This window comes from Nocardia sp. NPDC052112 (assembly GCF_040680135.1).
GTDB lineage: Bacteria > Actinomycetota > Actinomycetes > Mycobacteriales > Mycobacteriaceae > Nocardia.
This window is the reverse complement of record NZ_JBFAWD010000007.1, coordinates 154,592-175,178: the sequence shown is the minus strand read 5'-3', so window position 1 is coordinate 175,178 and position 20,587 is coordinate 154,592. Positions and strand designations below refer to the sequence as shown.

Annotated in this window: 16 protein-coding genes; 11 read left to right on the top strand and 5 right to left on the bottom strand. The window is 65.9% G+C overall.

Going from position 1 to position 20,587, the window contains the following annotated elements; translation table 11 throughout:
• Window positions 1-23: 23 nt before the first annotated feature.
• The 3 genes from AB0L58_RS15875 to AB0L58_RS15865 all read right to left on the bottom strand — a co-directional run bounded on the left by AB0L58_RS15875 (window position 24) and on the right by AB0L58_RS15865 (window position 3,191).
• Window positions 24-806, bottom strand: coding sequence for an enoyl-CoA hydratase/isomerase family protein (locus AB0L58_RS15875; protein ID WP_364387588.1), 783 nt, complete (start codon window positions 804-806; stop codon window positions 24-26).
• Between the two features lie 5 nt (window positions 807-811).
• Window positions 812-1,789 (bottom strand): acyl-CoA dehydrogenase family protein, encoded by a 978-nt coding sequence (locus AB0L58_RS15870; protein WP_364387043.1) that lies wholly within the window; start codon window positions 1,787-1,789, stop codon window positions 812-814.
• Window positions 1,790-2,021: 232 nt separating this feature from the next.
• Complete coding sequence (locus AB0L58_RS15865; protein ID WP_364387041.1) at window positions 2,022-3,191, bottom strand: acyl-CoA dehydrogenase family protein; 1,170 nt, start codon at window positions 3,189-3,191, stop codon at window positions 2,022-2,024.
• Between the two features lie 121 nt (window positions 3,192-3,312).
• Here AB0L58_RS15865 and AB0L58_RS15860 point away from each other — a divergent pair, with 121 nt between their 5' ends.
• Window positions 3,313-4,119, top strand: a complete 807-nt coding sequence (locus AB0L58_RS15860) for an FCD domain-containing protein (RefSeq protein WP_364387039.1) — start codon at window positions 3,313-3,315, stop codon at window positions 4,117-4,119.
• Between the two features lie 26 nt (window positions 4,120-4,145).
• Here AB0L58_RS15860 and AB0L58_RS15855 read toward each other — a convergent pair whose 3' ends face one another.
• Together AB0L58_RS15855 and AB0L58_RS15850 are read right to left on the bottom strand one after the other, a co-directional pair.
• The gene (locus AB0L58_RS15855) at window positions 4,146-5,594 is read right to left on the bottom strand and encodes an aldehyde dehydrogenase family protein (RefSeq protein WP_364387037.1); all 1,449 of its coding nucleotides are present in this window, start codon (window positions 5,592-5,594) and stop codon (window positions 4,146-4,148) included.
• 58 nt (window positions 5,595-5,652) lie between these two features.
• Window positions 5,653-6,579 carry an SDR family oxidoreductase gene (locus AB0L58_RS15850; RefSeq protein ID WP_364387035.1) on the bottom strand — a complete coding sequence of 309 codons (927 nt, stop codon included), beginning with the start codon at window positions 6,577-6,579 and terminating at the stop codon, window positions 5,653-5,655.
• Between the two features lie 152 nt (window positions 6,580-6,731).
• Between AB0L58_RS15850 and AB0L58_RS15845 the strand changes: the two genes are divergently transcribed.
• The 10 genes from AB0L58_RS15845 (at window position 6,732) to AB0L58_RS15800 (ending at window position 20,579) form a co-directional block, all read left to right on the top strand.
• Entirely contained in the window at window positions 6,732-8,021 is a 1,290-nt protein-coding gene (locus tag AB0L58_RS15845) for an amidohydrolase family protein (RefSeq protein ID WP_364387033.1), read from the top strand.
• 119 nt (window positions 8,022-8,140) lie between these two features.
• Entirely contained in the window at window positions 8,141-9,418 is a 1,278-nt protein-coding gene (locus AB0L58_RS15840) for a TetR/AcrR family transcriptional regulator (RefSeq protein ID WP_364387586.1), read from the top strand.
• Between the two features lie 68 nt (window positions 9,419-9,486).
• On the top strand, window positions 9,487-10,560 hold the full coding sequence (locus AB0L58_RS15835) for a dihydrodipicolinate reductase (protein ID WP_364387031.1): 1,074 nt from the start codon (window positions 9,487-9,489) through the stop codon (window positions 10,558-10,560).
• A 189-nt stretch (window positions 10,561-10,749) separates the two neighbouring features.
• Window positions 10,750-12,360, top strand: a complete 1,611-nt coding sequence (locus AB0L58_RS15830; protein ID WP_364387029.1) for an SMP-30/gluconolactonase/LRE family protein — start codon at window positions 10,750-10,752, stop codon at window positions 12,358-12,360.
• Between the two features lie 7 nt (window positions 12,361-12,367).
• Window positions 12,368-13,222 (top strand): SDR family oxidoreductase, encoded by an 855-nt coding sequence (locus tag AB0L58_RS15825; RefSeq protein WP_364387027.1) that lies wholly within the window; start codon window positions 12,368-12,370, stop codon window positions 13,220-13,222.
• Window positions 13,223-13,249: 27 nt separating this feature from the next.
• On the top strand, window positions 13,250-14,620 hold the full coding sequence (locus tag AB0L58_RS15820; RefSeq protein WP_364387025.1) for an aromatic ring-hydroxylating dioxygenase subunit alpha: 1,371 nt from the start codon (window positions 13,250-13,252) through the stop codon (window positions 14,618-14,620).
• Between the two features lie 46 nt (window positions 14,621-14,666).
• Complete coding sequence (locus tag AB0L58_RS15815) at window positions 14,667-16,490, top strand: NAD(P)/FAD-dependent oxidoreductase (RefSeq protein WP_364387023.1); 1,824 nt, start codon at window positions 14,667-14,669, stop codon at window positions 16,488-16,490.
• A gap of 29 nt (window positions 16,491-16,519) precedes the next feature.
• Entirely contained in the window at window positions 16,520-17,437 is a 918-nt protein-coding gene (locus AB0L58_RS15810) for an SDR family NAD(P)-dependent oxidoreductase (protein ID WP_364387021.1), read from the top strand.
• Between the two features lie 2 nt (window positions 17,438-17,439).
• Window positions 17,440-19,146: a thiamine pyrophosphate-binding protein gene (locus AB0L58_RS15805; protein WP_364387019.1), complete on the top strand. Its 1,707-nt coding sequence runs from the start codon at window positions 17,440-17,442 to the stop codon at window positions 19,144-19,146.
• Window positions 19,146-20,579 (top strand): aldehyde dehydrogenase family protein, encoded by a 1,434-nt coding sequence (locus tag AB0L58_RS15800; RefSeq protein WP_364387017.1) that lies wholly within the window; start codon window positions 19,146-19,148, stop codon window positions 20,577-20,579. Before AB0L58_RS15805 ends, AB0L58_RS15800 begins: the two co-directional genes overlap by 1 nt.
• The last annotated feature ends 8 nt before the right edge of the window (window positions 20,580-20,587 follow it).

Genomic DNA, 20,587 nt, shown 5'->3' with positions numbered 1-20,587 from the left:
CGGTTTGCGCCCAACCGCCCTGGTCATCGCCGCGTCGCTCGCTGTCGTAGCGCCGATAATCGGTCACGATGTTCCGTGGACCGCATGGTCACCACCTCGGCGGCGAATCCAGCCTGCAGCGGACCGCCGAGCGCCTGCGAAAGGTACATATTCACAACGCGTTTGGTATTACGCAGGGCCTCCACCGGCTGGGCGGCCAACCGTTCGGCGAGCAGGCGGGCTTCGCCGAGCAGCTGCTCGGGCGGCACGATACGGGTGGCAAGACCCAGTTGGACCGCGGTTGCCGCGTCGATGCGATCGCCGGTGAACAGGTATTCCCTGGAACGCAGGATCGGGGTGAGCAGCGGCCAGAATGCGGCGCCGCCGTCACCGGCGACCAGCCCGACCGCGACGTGCGGATCGGCCAGATACGCCTGCTCCGATATCAGCACCACATCACACAGCGCGGCCACGCTCGCGCCCAGCCCGACCGCCGCGCCGTTGACGGCGGCGATCACCGGCAGCGGAAAGCGCAGCAACTCCTCGACGATCTGCGCGCCCTCCCGAATGCTTTCGTCACGCGCGGCCGAATCGTCGAGAAATGAAGTGATCCAATCCAAATCGCCACCGGCACTGAATGCCCGCCCGGCACCGGTCAAGATCACCACCCGCGCCTCCCGATCCGCCGCCAGCTGTCGCCAAACATTGGCCAGCGCCCAGTGCAGCGCGGCGTCGACCGCATTCAGCTCCGCAGGCCGGTTCAGCACAACCGTCCGGATCGGCCCATCGCATTCGACCGTCAGCGCGGCCGGTAGGTCGTATCGCACGTCGCTCACACGCCCGTCGGGTCGGAATACAGTCCGGCCAGGCCGACGCGATCGATGCTGCGGCTCAGCAGATCCTCGGTGGCCGAGCGGCCCAGCGGCAGGCGGCGGATCGGCCCGCTGTATCGCGACAACCACGACAGTGCCGACTCATCGCAGAAGCCGAGTGCGCCGTGCAACTGGTGGGCGACACGGAAGACGATATCGGCGGCCGCCAATGCGGCCAGCCGCAGCGCGAGCGCATCGTCGACGGCGGCGGTGCTACCGGTATCGATGCTCCACAACGCGTACCGAGCCAGCATCTCCACCCCCCTGCGCTCGACCTCCGCATCGGTCAACTGGAACTGCACCGCCTGGAACTGCGCGAGCGGACGACCGAACTGTTCGCGTGCCAGCACATGTGTGCGCGCGAGATCCATTGCGCGATCCAGCATTCCGAGCAACGTCCAGCACGGGAGCACCAGCCCCAAAGCGAGCTCCTTCGCGCTGTCCTGGCCGGAGTCGTCCCAGCCTGAAGGGCCCTTGCTGTCGAGTGGGTGCACTTCCAGCCGCGCAACGAACATCGACTCACGCGGCGACGAATCCGGTTGCCGCACCGACACAGGTCCGCGTGCACCATCCAATGTCACTGCTCCCCAACGCAAGTCGAGATTCGCCACCGGTGCGGCCGGTTCGCGACCGGATACCACGACCAGCCCGTCGACGTCCACACCGACCGGCCGTGCCAACCGCTCCGCCACCGGATACGGCAGCGCCCAATAGCCCGCACTGCGGCACAATGCGGCAGCGGCTTCCAACTCCGCGGTATCGCGCAGCGGCTCGAGTTCCCAGGCGCCGAGTTCACCGAGCACCGACGCGATCAGCGTCCGCCGCAGCCCGGGCTCTCCCTCGGCCCGGCGCACCAGCTCGTCTCCTCCGGCGGCCTGCAGCGCCCGCGACACCTGTCTCCCGAATTCCTGCGCCTCCGCGCATAGTTCGATATTCACGCCGCCTCCCCCACACAGCCGGGCGCCCCGGCACCGCCCCGTCGTCCCTGACCACCTGCAACGCGCGCAGTACCTGCCCACCGAATACCAGCGCCTCCGAACACAGTTCGATATTCACGCCGCCTCCCCCACACAGCCGGACGCCCCGGCACCGCCCCGTCGTCCCTGACCACCTGCAACGCGCGCAGTACCTGCCCACCGAATTCCTGCGCCTCCGAACACAGTTCGATACTCATGCCGCCTCCCCCGCCCGGCCGGAGGTCCGCAGCATCGACCGTGCCAGCAGAATGCGTTGCATCTCGATACTGCCCGAGGCGACCGTCGCGGCGTTCGCGTATCGCCAGTGATCGTCCACCGCACGACGGAACCGCTGTTGCGCTCGGTCGTCCGCGGCAGCGAAAGCGGCGATCTCGGACAACACCGCGGCACTGTCCTGATCGAGCCGCGTCACCGCGATCCGATAGGCCGCGGCGTCGCCGGGCGCGACCTGCCCGGCGCTTTGCAGCGAAAGCACCTGGTAGGCAAGTAGGCGAGCGCGCCTGCAGTGCGTGAGCACGCGCGCCCAACTGCCGCGCAGCTCGCTGGGCAGCTCCGCCCAGCGCTCGCCCAATACCGTAGGCGCGGCCTGTAGCAATCGTTCACAGCGGGCATATCGAGCGATGCCGACCCGCTCGAAGGCCAGCACCTCCTGCACCACCGGCCAGCCGTCGCCGACCCGGCCGAGTACATCGGCCTCGGTGGCCCGGACACCGTCGAAGAAGACCTCGTTGAGGTGATGGGGCCCGAGCATCGATCGGATCGGTCGCACCTCGATACCCGGGTCCGACATCGGCAGCAGGAAAACGGTCAGCCCCTGCTGTTTGCGTTCCCCCTTCGAGGTCCGCGCGAGTAGGAAGCACCACTGCGCCATGGTGGCGTAGGAGGTCCAGATCTTCTGACCGGAGATCCGCCAACCGTCTCCATCGCGGCGGGCCGCGGTGCGCAGCGACGCCAGATCGGAACCGGCATCGGGCTCGCTGAAACCCTGACACCAGATCACCTCGCCGCGCGCGATCGGCGGCAGATGTTTGCGCTGCTGTTCCGGGGTGCCATGGCGCATGATGGTCGGCCCCACCCAGTTGACGCCCATATATTGCGCACCCCGCGGCTCGTGATGGGCCCACATCTCTTCCCGGACCACGGTCTGTTCCCATACCGAGGCGCCGCGACCGCCGAATTCCTCCGGCCAGGCCAGACAGAGGAGGCCGCGGTCGGCGAGGAGGCGGGAAAACCGCTGGGCGACAGCGAGATCGGCGGGATCGTCGGTGAAAGCGCCGAGAAAATCCGCGGAGACCTCGGCGGCAACCAGCCGGCGCAGTTCACTGCGTAGTTCGGCGGCGGCCTCACCCATCGTGAAGTCCATACGGCGGACATTACGTCAATCCTCATAAGGATAGCAATATTTGAATGGTCACGGTGCTATGAGTAAACTCCCCGCATGGACGAAAGGCGGCTGGCGTGAGGATGGACGAGAGGCGGTCCGCGTGACCAACGCCAGGCGCGGCCGGATACCGCAACGCCGCATCGCGGAGAGCGTCGCCGCGGAGCTGCGCGCGCGCATCCTTTCCGGCGATGACGACTACCGACTCCCCACCCAGGATCAGCTGGTGCAGGATTTCGGTGTCAGCTACCCGTCGATCCGGGAGGCATTGCGCATCCTGGAAACCGAGGGCCTGGTCACGGTTCGTCGTGGCAATGTCGGCGGCGCCGAGGTGCATCGCCCGGACGAATCGTCGGCGGCATATCACCTGGGTCTCGCGCTCCAGGGCGCCAGGGTCACGCTGGGCGATCTCGCCGCGGGCCTGCGGACACTGGAGCCGATGTGCGCCGCCGAATGCGCCCGCCGCGAAGACCGCGCCGAAGTGGTCGTGCCCGCACTCGAAGCCAATATCGCGGCCTCCGCGGCCTTGATCGGCGAGGGGCTGCCCTTCACCCACGCCGCACGCGACTTCCACGATCTCATCGTTTCGTTCACCCCGAACGCGACGATCCGCTATGTGGTCAGCAGCCTTGTCGCGCTGTGGTCGTCGCAGGAGGAGGCCTGGGCCGAGGTACTCACCAAACGCGGTGAATACCCCTCCGAGGCCGAATCCGAGGAATCGGTTCGCACCCACCGCCGCCTCCTGAAGGAAATCGCGGCCGGGCGGGCCGAGGCGGCGGAGCGGCTCTATCGAGCCCACCTCACCGCGACCCAGAAACTGGTGCTGGAACGATTCGACAACGGTATCGTCAACGCCACCTCCGCCATGGCGCGTCAGGCGATCCAGTCCAGTCGGGGGCCACGGATCTAGCATTCCCCCGACTCGTTCGCAGCCGATCACCGCGCGGGATACGCAATGGATTTGATCTCGGTGTACTGGTCGAATCCGGCGACGCCGTTCTGACGGCCCACACCGCTGGCCTTGTATCCGCCGAACGGAGTGTCGGCGCCGTAACCCGCGGTGCCGTTGATGCCGATGAAGCCCGCACGCAACCGTGCGGCCACGGCCAGTGCGTGCGCAACGGATCCCGACATCACATTGCCCGCGAGGCCGTACGGGCTGTCGTTGGCGATGCGAACCGCATCGTCCTCGTCCTCGTAGGGGATGACGACCAGCACCGGACCGAAGATTTCTTCCCTGGCGATGGTCATCGAGTTGTCCACATCGACGAAAAGCGTTGGCTCGACGTAAAATCCCCGGTCGAAACCTGCCGGTTGCTCGGCACTGCCGACGAGCAGCGTCGCGCCCTCGTCGATACCGGTCCGGATATAGCCGCGAATGCGGTTGCGTTGCCTGTCGGAGATAACCGGACCACACAGTGTGGCCGGATCCTGCGGGTCACCCGGTGCGATGCCCTCGTACATCGCCCGCAGGATCGCGACACCCTCGTCGTACCGCGACCGCGGCAGCAACAGTCGGGTGGGGTTGGCGCAACCCTGACCAGCGTGCATACACGGCGCGATACCCATCATGCAGCCCAAGGCGAGATCGGCATCCGCCAGCACGATGGTCGCCGACTTGCCGCCGAGTTCCAGGAACAGACGCTTCATCGTCGCCGCCCCCTTCGCCATGATCCGCTTACCAACGGCGGTGGAACCGGTGAAGGAGATCATGTCGACCTTCTCGGACAGCGTGAGTTCCTCGCCCACAAGATGGTCGGATGCGGTGACGATATTCACCACACCCGGTGGGATATCGGTCTTTTCGGCGATCAGCCGTCCGAGCCGCGTGGCGTTGAACGGGGTGTCCGGCGCCGGTTTCAGCACGATCGTATTGCCGGTCGCCAGTGCTTGGCCGACCTTGTGGATGGTGACCTCGAACGGAAAGTTCCACGGCACGATCGCGCCGACGACGCCGACCGGCTCACGCCAGACCTGCCTGGTCGTGTGTATACCCGTGACCGACACCAGGGCAGCACCGAGGGAGGTCTGCCAGGGATAACTGTCGATCAGCTCGGCCGGAAACCTGAGCGCATCCGACAGCGGTGCGTCCAGTTGCGGACCCGTCGTGATCGCCCGTGGGCAGCCGACCTCGAGAATGAGTTCCTCGCGCAGTTCCTCCCGCTCGGACTCCAAGGCTTCTTGCAACTGCAGCAGACAGCGCTGTCGGAAGGAATGACTGGTGGACCAATCGGTTTCGTCGAAGGCGCGGCGGGCGGCATCGATGGCCGCCCGCATATCGAGTTCCGACGCGTCGGCGACCGCGCCGAGCACCTCCTCGGTAGCCGGATTGATGTTGTCGAATGTGCCCGCCCGGCCGTCGACGAGTTCCCCGTCGATCAACATCCTCGGTTCGAACCGAACCGGTCCCCGGGGATGGCAGCCAGCTTGGGTAACCGCAGTGTCAGGCATTTGTCTCGCTCTCGCGCGAAGGGAGGTCCGAACTCGGCCGCGGGGCGCGGCTCGCGGCACCCGATCGTGGGATGCCGAGCATCAGGCGGGTCAGGTGGTGCAATACCGCGGCGGGCAGAATGCGACTGGCGATCAACAGCATTCGCGCATCGGGGCCCACCGCGCGGCGGACGAACGGTGCGGTGCCCTCGAGCGCTCCGGCGAGTCCGGCGGCGAACCGTTCCGGTGAGCGGGCCGCGTACTTCATCGCTGCCCGCCCGCGCCGGTCCATGGTGCGGTGCTGGCGGGCGTACGGCCCGTCGAGATCGCGGCAATCGGTGGTGCCCGCATCGGTGATGATGTCGGTGTCATAGGTGCCCGAGACCAGAACCGTGACACCGACGCCGAACGGCGCGACCTCGATGGCCATCGATTCACCCCACCGCTCGAGCGCGCCCTTCACCGCGGAATACGCTGCCGTCGCGGGCATTCCGCGCACACCGGCCTGGCTGGATACCAATACGATGCGCCCCCGGCCAGCCGCCCGCATCGCGGGCAGCAGCGCCTTGGTGAGTGCCACCGGGCCGAACAGGTTGGTCGCGAACATGCGCTCCCATACGCTCGCCGGTGTCTCCTCGACCATTCCGGCCGCGGAGATACCGGCGTTGTGCACCACCGCGTGCGGAGCACCGACCGCACCGACGATCGCGGCCGCCGCCGCCTCGACAGAGGACGGTTCGGTCAGATCCAGCGGAATGCCGATCAGACGGGGATCATCGTGTCGCGCACCGGTTTTCGCACGTAGCCGGTCTAGCCCGGTATCGACCGAGCGCATGGCCGCAACAACCCGCCAACCCCGCCGGTAGAGGTATGCCGCGGCGGCCAATCCGAGACCTCTCGAAGCGCCCGTGATGACAACGCTGCGCGATTCGGTTGACATGGAACCTCCGTGTCGTTCGTATACACGATCATGCGCGAGTACAACCTAACTTTTGTTCGGATCGTAACCCGCAGCGATAGACCACGTAAGTCGTTGACCAAATATCTGTTCAGAGCTACAGTCCGAGACGAGCGGCAGACAAGGAGCACGGTATGGACATGAACGACTTCGTACTCGTCTCGGTCGACGACCATCTCGTCGAACCGCCGGACATGTTCGACAACCACATCCCGGCCAAATACAAGGACGACGTGCCCGAGCTCATTCAGCGAGCCGACGGCACCGATGCCTGGGTATTCGAGGGGCAGGAAGCCACCAATGTCGGTCTGAACGCGGTCGCGGGCCGACCTCCCGACGAGTACGGCGCCGAACCGACCAAACTGAGCGAGATCCGCGACGGCTGCTACAACATCCACGAGCGCATTCGCGATATGAACGCCAATGGCGTTGCCGCGGCGCTGAATTTCCCGTCCTATCCGCAGTTCTGCGGGCAGTACTTCGCCCGCGCCAAGGATAAGGATCTGGGCCTTGCCGTACTGCGGGCCTACAACGACTGGCATATCGACGAGTGGTGCGGCGCCTACCCGGGACGCATGATCCCGCAGGCGCTGCCCCCGATCTGGGATCCGGAACTCATGGCCGAGGAGGTCCGCCGGGTGGCGAAGAAGGGCTGCCACGCCGTCACTTTCTCGGAGAACCCGACCAAGCTGAATTATCCGTCACTGCACGACCCGCACTGGGATCCGTTCTGGCAGGCCTGCAGCGATACGAACACCGTGGTCAATCTGCACATCGGCTCGTCGTCGAGTGTGGTCATCACCTCGGTCGACGCCCCGGTCGACGTGATGATGACCTTGCAGCCGATGAGCATCGTGCAGGCTGCCGCCGACCTCATCTGGTCACCGATGCTGCGGAAGTTCCCGGATCTGACCTTCGCACTGTCCGAGGGCGGGATCGGCTGGGTGCCGTACTTCCTCGAACGGGTCGACCGGGTGTACAAGATGCACCGGGCGTGGACGCACCAGAACTTCGGCGACCGGCTGCCCAGCGAGGTCTTCCTCGAGCGCATCGCGCTGTGCTTCATCGACGACGGCTTCGGCGTCGAGAATCGGCACGAACTCAACCTCGACATGGTCGCCTGGGAATGCGACTACCCGCATTCGGACTCGACGTGGCCGCTGGCTCCGGAGACCCTGGCCGCCTACCTCGACGGTGTGCCCGACGACGAGATCGACAAGATCACCCACGCGAATGCGCTGCGGCTGTACTCCTTCGACATGTTCGAACATCTGCCCCGGCAGGATGCCACGGTCGGCGCGCTCCGGGCGCAGGCGGCGGACGTCGACCTGGGATTCCGTTCATCCGAACGCCTCAAGAAGACCGGCACCGATACCGTCACCGTCCTCGATCTGGCCCGGCAACTGCCCACGCCGTCGGCTTGAGACCCTCTGCTACCGTTGAACAAACATTGGGTAGCCCAGGTTGTCAGGGGCCCATAACGGCGGCGAGGCGTCGGGGAGGTGTTGTGGCTCGTGGGCAGGGCAAGTCGGCGCAGCGCGACGTGCGGCCGCGCGCCATCGCCGCCGATATCGGCCACGCCTACGACGACGGCACCCGGCGCACCGAGATCCTGCAGACCGCCGCAGCACTGATCGCGAGCTCCGGGCTGCGCACCTCGCTGCAGGAGATCGCCGATGCGTGCGGAATCCTCCCGGGCAGCCTGTACCACCATTTCGAGTCCAAGGAAGCCATCCTCGTCGAACTGCTGCGCCGGTATCACGCGGATCTGGACCAGGTCGCGCAGCGCGCTCAGGACCGATTGAACCATCCGGACGCGCGCGCGCCGTTCGACCGAATCGTCGAGCTCGGTGCGGCGATCGCGCAGTGCGCGGTGGCACATCGTGCCGCACTGCAGATGTCGTTCTACGAGGGCCCGAGCTCGAAACCCGAACTCATCGAATTGTCCAGGCAACGACCGACCGCCGTGCTCGAGGCAATGCTGCAAACTCTGCGCGCCGCGAGGTGGAGCGGCTATCTGAGAGCCGATGTCGATCTGGCGATACTGGCCGATCGGATTTGTCAGACGATGTTGCAGGTCGGTCTGGACGTCATTCGGCACAAGGCGTCGACGGATCAGCTGGCCACCTTGTTCTGCCGAATCCTGTTGGAGGGCCTGGCCACTCGGCAGCCGACCGATGCCGAGCTCGACCGGTCCGCCGCATTTCTCGCCGCCGACGAAGTGGTGCGGACCTGGTCGGCGGAGAGCGAGCCCGATAACAAAGCCGCCCGGGTACGCGCGATCGCGCGTGCCGAATTCGGTCGCCGCGGATATGAGAATACGACCGTCCGCGATATCGCGTCGGCCGCGGGACTCGGCACCGGAACCGTGTACTGGCTGATCGGCTCCAAGGAGGAACTGCTCGCCTCGATCATGCAGTCCTTCGGCGAGAAGATCGCCGTCGGCTGGACGAATGTCCTTCGTTCGGATGCCTCGGCGATCGAGAAGCTGGATGCGCTCAGCTGGATCAATACCAATGCACTCGACCGTTTCGGCGACGAGTTCCGCATCCAACTGGCGTGGATGCGGCAGTCGCCGCCCGATACCCCGAATCCGGGCTGGCTCTTCGCCAAGCGGCTGCGGCAGATGAAATCGCTACTCGCCGAAGGCATTCGATCGAACGAGATCGAAATCGACAGTCCGTCGAACGAGATGCTCGCCCGCTGCGTGATCGGCGTCGGCTGGATACCGGAGAACATCCTGCGGGAAATCGGGACCCGCGCATCCCAGATTCACGTCCGGGACACCGTATTGCGCGGCGTCATCGACCGCGCGGGTTGATCCGTATACAACCGCGGCACGCCGCGTTGTCAGGTCAACTCTGAACAAATTTTAGGCTAGGAGTCTTCGTGACAACTCCCCTTCGAACGGTTGTCTGGTCGACCGGCGGTGTCGGCTCGATCGCCATCGCCGCCATCGGTCGGCGGCCGGATCTCGAACTCGTCGGCGTCTGGGTCCATTCCGAGGACAAGGTGGGCGCCGATGTCGGCGTATTGATCGGCGGCGAGCCATCGGACATAACGGCCACCGACGACGCCGACGCCCTGATCGGGCTGCGGCCCGACTGCGTCGTCTACGCGGCGAGTGGACCCGAGCGCGACGCCGGTGCGGTTCCCGACTACATCCGATTGCTCGCGGCCGGAATCAATGTCGTGTCGACGACATCCACCAGTTTGGTGTACCCACCGGCGTACTACTCGCCCGAATGGCGCGACCAACTCGAGGCCGCCGCGAAGTCCGGCAACGCGTCGTTCTATGCGTCCGGCATCTTTCCGGGATTCGGGTCGGATCACCTGGTGCTGCTCTTGGCCACGCAGTCCAACAAGATCCGCCGCGTCACAGCGACCGAAGTCGCGTTGAACGACCACTACCCGGTGGCGGACGTGATGATGGACGGCATGGGTTTCGGCAGGCCACTGGACTTCGAACCGATGCTCGCGACGCCGGGATTCATCGAAATGGCTTGGCGGGCACCGATCCACCTGATCGCCGCGGGCCTCGGCGTGACAGTGGAGCAGGTGCACGGAGCACTCGACCGGCAAACCACGCGGCGAGATATCGAAGTCGCCTTCGGCACGATCGCGGCCGGAACCTGTGGCGCCGTGCGCACCCGAGCCGCGGGCATCGTGCACGGCCGGGAAGCGATCGTGATCGAGCACATCATCCGGATGTCTCGCGACGTGGCGCCGGATTGGGCGACATCGGAATTCGACGCCACCTACCGGGTCGATATCGAGGGCGATCCGGACATCCACTGCGCGATGAACCTGGGCGCCGCCGCGGGGTACGGGGCAGGACACGCGGCGATGACGGCGACCGCGATGCGCGTGGTCAACGCCATCCCCTTCGTCGTGGACGCGCGGGCCGGCCTGCTCAGCTCCCTCGACATGCCGACCACCCTGCCGCGGTACGCATTCGACTGAGCGCGTCGGCGCCGGTTGAGAACAATATTCTCGAAATGAGGGAGGAAGACTAGCGAAATTCGACAGTCAAGTATTGCTATCCTTATGAGGATTGAAGTAGCGTGAGCCCACGAAAAGTGGCCTGCGTCACGACCACCGACCCCGGCCCGGCGTGCCGCACCACCTCGTGGACATCGACCTTCTCTTCGCATGGGAGGCCCCGCCTTGATTCAAGGGGCGCGCTACACCAGCACCGCACCAGTGACTCTCGCCGCAGGCTGGAGCCTGGAACGACTCACACCGCCGAGCCGACTGTTCGGCGCCAACGGATTACGCACCGGTCCCGACGGCCGCATCTACGTCGCCCAGGTGACCGGCAGCACGATCAGCGCCCTGGACGTCACCACCGGACAGGTGGAAACCATCAGCGCCAAGGGCGGCGACATCATCGCCCCAGATGACGTCGCCTTCGACGACGCGGGCAATCTCTACGCCACCGAAGTAATGGACGGCCGGGTCAGTGCGCGCGGCGCCGACGGTCGCACTCGGCTGCTGCGCGACGACCTGCCCAGCGCCAACGGCATCACCGTGCATCAGGGACGGCTGTTCGTGAACGAATGCCGGGTCGGCGGGCGCCTGATGGAACTGCCGCTCGACGGCAGTGCACCGCGCATTCTGGCCGAGAACATCGCGATGCCGAATGCCATGGAGGTCGGCCCGGACGGCCTCCTGTACTACCCGGTGATGGGGAGCAACGACATCTGGCGCATCGATCCCGAAGGCGGCGCACCCGAACGCGTCGTCGGCGACCTCGGCGTCCCGGACTCGGTGAAATTCGATGCCGACGGCTTCATCGTCTCCACTCAGGTGGCCAGCGGGGAGGTGCTGCGCATCAACCCACGCAATGGCGAGCGCCAGGTGCTGGCCGCCCTGACACCCGGGCTGGACAACTGCACCTTCGTCGACGGCCGGCTGTTCGTTTCGCACTTCACCGGCGCCATCACCGAAATCCTCGGTGGCGGCGAAACCCGGGAAACCCTGCCGGGCGGTCTGAATTGGCCGCTCGATCTGACCGTCGGCCCCGACGGAGTCCTCTACGTCGCCGATGGCACCTACTTCTACGCACTGACGCCCGGCGGTGCACCGCGAACGGTCGGGATGCTCTTCACCCCCGGCTACCCAGGCTTCCTGCGCGGCGTAATCGCAGTCGGCCCAGGCGAATTCATCGTCACCACCGCCAACGGTGAGGTCGGTCGCTACCTGACCGGTCCGTCCGAGACCGAGGTGCTGGCCGAGGGATTCGACCAACTCTACGGTGTGGCGCTGGCCCCCGGTGGGGCCGTCGTGGCAGCCGAACTCGGCCGGGGACGGGTGCTGTCGATCCGGTCCGGCACGGTCGAGGTGCTGGCCACGGGATTGCACGAGCCGCTCGGCGTCGCCTTCGGCCCGGACGGCGTCTGCCTGGTCTCCGAATCCGGTGCGGGACGGATTGTTTCGGTTACCGGCGCCGGGACCGATACGGTGGTCGACGGCCTGGACAAACCGCAGGGCATCCTCGTCCGCGACGGCGAGCTGTTCGTGGTCGACACCGGATCCAAGACACTGATCAGCGTCGATCTGAGCACCGGTACCCGCCGGATCATCGCCCGTGACCTGCCGGTCGGCGCGCCGCCCGGAGTGACGCCCAAACCGCTGCACGGTCTGCCGCCGTTCTCCGGACCACAGGGGCCCTTCGCCGGTATCGCCGCCGGTCCGGACGGCACGCTCTACCTCTCCGCCGATGCCGAGGGCAGCGTGATGGCGCTGCGCCGGACCGAATGAGCCCGCTATGACCAACGCGGACAACGACTTCTTCGGCCTCGACGGACGCATCGTCATCGTCTCCGGCGCGGGCGGCGGCGGTATCGGCACCGCGGTGACCCGCATGGTCGCTCGCGCCGGGGCCACCGTGCTCGCGGTGAGCCGATCCGAGGACAACCTCGGCAAGCACATCGAACCGCTTGCCGCCGAAGGACTTCCGGTCCTGCCGGTGGCGGCCGACGCGGCCACGGACAGCGGCGTCGCCACGGTGCTGGAGCGCGCGCGGCAGCTCGACGGCGAACTGTACGGGCTGGTCAATGTGGCCGGCGGCGCAGCACCGTCGACCTGGATGCCCTCGACCCGGGTGACCCGCGCGGACTGGCGTGCCCTGTTCACCCAGAACCTCGAAACGATGTTCTTCATGAGCCAGGCGGTCGCGGCGGAGCTGAAGTCGCGGAGCCGCCCGGGATCGATTGTGTCGATCTCATCGATCAGCGGTATGAATACCGCACCGTTCCATATCGCTTACGGCACAGCCAAAGCCGCGCTGGTGGCGGCCACCCGGACCATGGCCGTCGAACTGGCGCTGGCCAATATCCGAGTCAACGCCGTCGCCCCCGGGGTGACCGAAACGCCCGCCTCGGGCGCCTATGTCGGCGTGGATGTCGAGCGCGACCGCCGCGCCATCGCCATGGGCCGCCGCGGCCGGCCACACGAGCAGGCGGGGGCGATCCTATTCCTGCTGTCCGAGCTGTCGAGCTATATCACCGGGCAGACCCTGCTCGTGGACGGCGGTCTGAATCTCAAATGGCCCCACCTGGGCGCCGACAATACCTCCCTATTTCTCGAGGACGAGTCGTTCCGCGCGGCAATCACCCACTGACACCCGCAGATTCACCAGGAGAATGCCATGACAGAAACCGTCGAGAACGCACAAGCGACGGCCGAGCAGTTGTCGACCCCGATGACGATCGGCGTGGCAGCGTATCTGTCCGAGCAGTACGCCCGCGCCGAACGGGACAGGCTGTGGGCCAAGGTGTGGCAACAGGTCTGCCGCGTGGAAGAGATCCCACGGGTCGGCGATTTTCTCACCTACGACATCCTCGACGACTCGTTCATCATTCTGCGCACCGCGCCCGACACCATTCGCGCGTACTACAACGTCTGCGCCCACCGGGGCCGCCGACTGATCGACACCCCGCCGGGCGCGCACGACGCCCGCGGCAGCCGCAAGCAGTTCACCTGCGGTTTCCACGGGTGGCGGTACAACCTGGAGGGCCAGAACACCTTCGTCCCCGAACGCGCGGACTGGACCTGCGGGCTGACCGAGCGCAACGACGGACTGCAGCGGGTCGCCATCGATACCTGGGGCGGCTGGATTTGGATCAATATGGATCCGGAATGCGAACCGCTGCGGGCGTACCTGGAACCCGCGGCCGGTCTGCTCGACCCGTTCCACCTGGAGAATATGCGCTACCGGTGGCGGCGGTGGCTGACCTTCGACTGCAACTGGAAGGTTGCCTTCGAGGCGTTCATGGAGACCTATCACGTCCCCTACACCCACCCGGAGTTCATGAACTTCGGCAACTTCCTCGGCTGGGGACGGGCCCAGGGCAAGCACAGCAATATCGGCTACGACGCGCCGAAGGGCATGGAGGAGAACCAGGGCAAGCTGCGGATCGGCAGCGGCGCGGACGCCCGACTGTCCACCGCCCAGCTGCAGAACTTCACCTGGGACAACGCCAATACCAACACCACCGAGTCCATGGTCGCCGTCGCCAATCGGCTGGCCGACGAACTGCCCGAGGGCACGCCACCCGGCGAGGTGCTGCGGTATTGGCTGGATACGTGTCGGCGCGAGGATGCCGAACGCGGCGTGATCTGGCCGACCGTCGACCCCGAAACCGTCGCGAAAAGCGGTACGGCCTGGCAGATCTTCCCCAATTTCCAGATCGGCCATGCGCTGAACAACATGCTGTGCTACCGATTTCGGCCCTACGGCTACGACCCCGACAAGTGCATTTTCGAGGCCGCGGTGTTCGAACTCTTCCCGCCGGGCGAGGAACCGGAAACGGAGTGGATCTACACACCGGTCGGCGATAAGGACTGGCGGACGGTGCTGCCGCAGGACTTCGACAATATGGCCGCGGTCCAGCAGGGCATGAAATCGCGCGGTTTCTCCGGGCCCAAACCCAACCCGTATCGGGAACGCACCATCGTCAACCTGCACCACAACCTGGCCCGGTACATGGGCACCGGCGAACCACACGAGTTGCACTGACTCCCGCCTCCCGATTCGAATCATCTTCAGTAACAAAGGAATTGGCATGCAAGACTGCGCACCCACGCAGACCCCGGACGTCGATAAGGCGGCCCTGAGAGCGAAATACCTGGTCGAGCGGGACAAGCGCCTGCGCCCCGACGGCGGGAACCAGTATCTGCAGGCCGAGAACGAATTCGCGGAATTCTACGAGGGCGATCCACATCTGCCGGTGGTGCCGCGGGAACCGATCACCGATGACCTCGAGGTGGTGGTCATCGGTGGCGGTTTCGCGGGTCTCATCACCGCACACCGCCTACAGCAGGCCGGTGTCGCCGACTTCCGCATCATCGAATTGGGCGGCGATTTCGGCGGTGTCTGGTACTGGAACCGCTACCCGGGCATTCAGGTCGATTCGGATTCCTATTGCTACCTCCCGCTGCTCGAGGAAACCGGCTTCATGCCGAAGGAGAAGTTCTCCCACGGCGACGAATGCTTCGAACACGCCCAGCGCATCGGCAAGCACTTCGGCCTCTACGAGAAGGCGATCTTCCATACCCTGATCCGCTCGCTGGCATGGGATGAGCAGATCAAGCGCTGGCGTATCGGCACCAACCGCGGCGATCAGATCCGCGCTCGCTTCGTCGTCATGTGCCAGGGTCCGTACAACCGGCCGAAACTGCCCGGCATCCCCGGCATCAACGACTTCAAAGGACATACGTTCCACACCGCACGCTGGGACTACGACTACACCGGCGGCGACCTGCACGGTGGGTTGGACAGGATCGCCGATAAGCGGATCGCCGTCATCGGCACGGGCGCCAGTGGCGTCCAAGCGATCCCGCACCTGGCGCGCGGCGCCCGGCATCTCACCGTATTCCAACGGACGCCGTCCTACATCTTCGAGCGCGACAACCACCCCACCGATCCCGAGTGGGTGCGCACACTGCAACCCGGCTGGCGGGCCGAGCGGCAGCGCAACTTCCACAACGCGGCCTTCGCCTTCTACTCCCCCGGCGAACCGGACTTGATCTGCGATGGTTGGACCGAGGTCGCCCGCAACTTGGCCGCCAAGCTGAATCGCGGCAATCGCTGGACGGAGCTGACGCCCGAGAAGTTCATGGAGTGGAAGGAAGACGAGGATTACCGGGCGATGGAACGGCTCCGGCGGCGCGTCGAGGAGATCGTCGAGGATCCGGAGACGGCCGAGAAGCTCAAGCCGTACTACCGCAATATGTGCAAGCGACCGGTCTTCAACGACGAATACCTGCCGACCTTCAATCGCCCGAATGTCACGCTGGTCGATGTTTCGGCGACCAAGGGTGTCGAACACATTACCGAAAAGGGCATTGTCGCAGGCGGTTTCGAATACGAGGTGGACTGCATCATCTTCGCGAGCGGCTTCGAGATCACCACCGCCCTCGACCGCCAGCTCGATATCGAGCCGTTCGCGGGCCGTGCGGGCAGGTCGCTCTACGAGCACTGGGGCAAGGGTTTTCGCACCCTGCACGGTGTGATGGCACATGGGTTCCCCAACCACTTCGCGACCGGCTTCATCCAGGGCGGCGTGACCGCGGCTACCACGCTGATGTTCGAACAGCAGGCCGATCACATCGCCTACATCATCAAAGAGGCCCAGAACCGTGGTGCCGCCATCGTGGAGCCGACCGCGGAAGCCGAGGCGGAGTGGGTGCGGACGATCCGGGCGAATGCCTTCGACAACAGCACCTTCGTCATGGAATGCACGCCCGGCTATTACAACGGCGAGGGCGAGCCGAACGGGCGGTCGTTCCTCGGTGATCCCTTCTGGGGCGGCTTCTACGTGCTCGAGGAACTGCTGCAGGCTTGGCGCGATGCGGACGACCTGCAGGGCTTGACGCTGAGCGAGTGATCGATATCGATCTCGGGAGAGGAAACCCATTGTCGGAATTGAGATTCGACGATCGTGTCGCCGTAATCACCGGTGCCGGGCGCGGTTTGGGGCGCGCGTACGCCGAACTGCTCGCAGCCCACGGCGCGAAGGTCGTGGTCAACGATGTCGGAGGCACGATGCGCGGCGATGGCTTCGTCGAGGGCGATGTCGCGGCCGAGACGGTGCGGGCGATCACCGCGGCCGGTGGTACGGCGGTCGCGTCCACCGATTCGGTCGCCACACCCGCGGGCGGCCAGGCGATCATCGATACCGCGTTGAATGCCTACGGCCGCATCGACATTCTCATCCACAACGCGGGCAATGTCCGCTACGGCTCATTGACCGAACTGAGCTACGAGGATTTCGACGCCGTCGTGGATGTGCACCTGCGCGGCGCCTTTCACGTGGTGCGGGCGGCATTCCCGTCGATGAGCCAGGCGGGCTACGGTCGGGTGGTGCTGACGTCGTCGATCGGCGGCATCTACGGCAATCTGGCGGTCGCCAACTATGCGGTGGCCAAGGCCGGTGTGATCGGTCTGTCCAATGTGGTCGCGCTGGAGGGCGCCGAGACAGGCATCACATCGAATGTCATCATCCCGGCCGCGCTGACCCGGATGGCCGAGGGCCTGGACACCTCCGCCTATCCCGATATGCGCCCCGAACTGGTGGCACCGACCGTGGGCTGGCTGGCCCACGAATCCTGTTCGGTCAGTGGGGAACTGCTGGTATCGATCGCCGGACGAGTGGCGCGCGCCTATATCGCCGAAACACGGGGGGTGTATCAGCCGTCCTGGACCGTCGACGAGGTCGCCGCGCGCATCGATGAGATCCGCGACACCGAGAACTCCTGGGTACTGCCGCCGGTGCCGTCCGCCTTCGGTGAACACATCGGCCGCAGCTTCGCGATGGCGACGGAATGGAAGTGAGCATGAGAGTCAAGGTTTACGAACGCATCCTGGACCTGTTCGAGGCCGAGGGCATCAATACCCTGTTCGGCATCCCGGACCCCAACTTCGTGCACCTGTTCCACCGCGCCGAAGAGCGCGGCTGGCAGGTGGTCGCACCGCACCACGAGGAATCCGCCGGTTTCATGGCCGAGGCGGTATCGCGGATGACCGGTAAGGCCGCCGTGTGCATCGGCACGCTCGGCCCCGGCGTCGCCAATCTGGCCGGCGCCATGATGTGCGCCAAGGTGGAGAACTCGCCGGTCATCTTCCTCGGCGGACAGCGCGCCCGCATCACCGAGCAGCGGGTACGTCGCGGGCGCATACAGTTCGTCAAACAGTCCGGCCTGTTCGAACCATCGGTCAAGTATGCGGCGAGCATCGAATACGCCGATCAGACCGACGAAATCATTCGGGAGGGCCTGCGCAAGGCACTCAGCGGGACCCCGGGCCCGGTCTATATCGAATATCCGTCGCACATCGTCACCGAAGAGCTCGACGTCGCACCGGCCCTACCGCCGCAGATGTATCGTCTCGTCGGGCAGACCGCGGGACCGGACAAGATCGCCGCGGCCGTCGAACTGATCCGTGCGGCGCGCCAGCCGGTCCTGCTCGTCGGCCACGGTGTGCACACCGCCCGCGCGGGTGCATCGGTCAAGGCACTCGCGGATCTCATGGCAGCACCGGTCATCCAGACCTCCGGCGGCACTTCCTACATCGACGGTCTCGAGGACCGCACCTTCCCGTACGGCTTCTCACCGTCGGCGGTCGAGGCGGTGGTGCAATCCGACCTGGCCCTGGCCATCGGCACCGAACTCGGTGAGCCGGTGCACTACGGCCGTGGCCGACACTGGGTCGCGGGCGAGGCGGACCGCAAGTGGATCCTCGTCGAGCAGGATCCCACCGCGATCGGTGTGAACCGACCCATCGATGTGCCACTGGTCGGTGATCTGCGCGCAATCGTCCCGCAATTGGTTGCGGCACTGCGGGATTCACCGCGCACAGCCGCTCCCGAGCTGGCGGGCTGGATCGAGCGGGATGCGGCCCGGCTGGCCGAACTCGCCGAGACCGCCCCCGCCGGCACCAGCCCCGTCCATCCCGCACGCCTGATCGTCGAGGCGACAAGGGTGTTCCCGCCCGACGGCATCATGGTCCGGGACGGTGGCGCCACCACGATATTCGGCTGGACCTATTCCCAGGCCAAACCTCACGACGTGATCTGGAACCAGAACTTCGGACATCTGGGCACCGGCCTGCCCTATGCCGTCGGCGCATCGGTGGCCGACGGCGGCAACCGACCGGTCATGCTCATCACCGGAGATTCGTCGTTCCAATTCCAGATCGCCGAGTTGGAAACGGCGGCGCGCCTGCGGCTACCCCTCGTTGTCGTCGTCGGCGTCGACTACGCCTGGGGTCTCGAAGTCGGCGTCTACAAGCGCACTTTCGGCCATGGCTCGCTCGAGACGGGCGTGCACTGGAGCACGGACACCCGCCTGGACAAGGTCGCCGAGGGCTTCGGCTGCTACGGCGAATACGTCGAGCGCGACGAAGATATCGCCCCGGCGATCAAACGGGCCTATGCCAGCGGCAAACCGGGCGTCATCCATGTCGCGGTGGATCCGAAGGCGAATTCGGAGGAGATGCCGAGTTATGACGAGTTCCGCACCTGGTACGCGGAGGGAATGCAGTAATGGGTAGGTATTCGAAGTTCTATATCGACGGACAGTGGGTCGACGCGGCCCAGGCGGGAACATTCGATGTCGTCAACCCCGCGACCGAAGAAGTCTGCGGCACAGTCGCACTCGGCTCGGCGGCCGATGTCGACCGTGCCGTCGCGGCCGCCCGCGCGGCATTTCCGACCTGGTCGCAGACCGGTGTGGCCGAACGACTGGATGTGCTGCGCGCCATCGCGGATGCGCATCAGAAGCGGCGTGACGACCTCGGCGCGGCGCTGACCGAGGAGATGGGCGCGCCGGTCGGGCTGGCCAACGGTTTCCAATTGGATCTCGGGGCCGGTCACCTCGCCAAGGTGATCGAGGTGCTGGAAACCTTCGCCTTCAGCGTGCAGCGCGGACAGACTCTGATCGCGAAGGAGCCGATCGGGGTCTGTGGCCTGATCACACCGTGGAACTGGCCGTTGAATCAGATTGCGGTGAAGGTATTTCCGGCGCTGGCGACCGGCTGCACCACGGTGCTCAAGCCTTCGGAGCAGGCACCGTTCACCGGGCAGATCTTCGCCGAAATCCTCGATGCCGCAGGGGTTCCCGCCGGTGTGTTCAATCTGGTGCAGGGCGACGGCCCGAGCGTCGGCGTGCCGCTGTCGGCGCATCCCGATGTCGATCTGATCTCGTTCACCGGCTCCACGCGCGCGGGCATCGAAATCGCCCGCAATGCCGCGCCGACGGTCAAACGGGTAACCCAGGAACTCGGGGGCAAGAGCCCGAATATCATCCTCGACGACACCGACTTCGCCGCCCATGTCGGCAAGGGCGTAGCGGGGGTGATGCTCAACTCCGGTCAAACCTGCAGTGCCACAACGCGCATGCTGGTCCCGCACCGCCGCATGGCCGACGCCGTCGCGGCCGCACGCGCCGCGGCCGCCCAGGTCACGGTGGGTGATCCGAACGGCGACGCCACGATCGGACCGGTGGTGTCCGGATCGCAATTCGACAAGATCCAGGCGCTGATCCAGCGGGGCATCGACGAGGGCGCCACGCTGGTTATCGGCGGCACCGGTCGCCCCGAAGGACTGGACCGGGGCTACTACGTCAAACCCACCGTCTTCGCGAATGTCACCAATGAGATGACCATCGCCCGCGAGGAGATCTTCGGTCCGGTGCTATCGATCCTCGGCTACGCCGATATCGACGACGCCGTGACGATCGCCAACGACACGGAGTACGGGCTGGCCGCAAATGTGGCGGGCACGGACCTCGACCAAGCCCGCGCCGTCGCCCGCCGCATTCGCGCCGGTTGGGTATCGATCAACGATGCCTTCGATTTCGCCTGCCCCTTCGGCGGTTATCGCAAGAGCGGCAACGGTCGCGAATGGGGTGAGTTCGGTTTCGACGAGTATCTGGAAACCAAGGGCATTCTCGGATACGCGTCCGATGCGGATCGGTAGGAGCGACG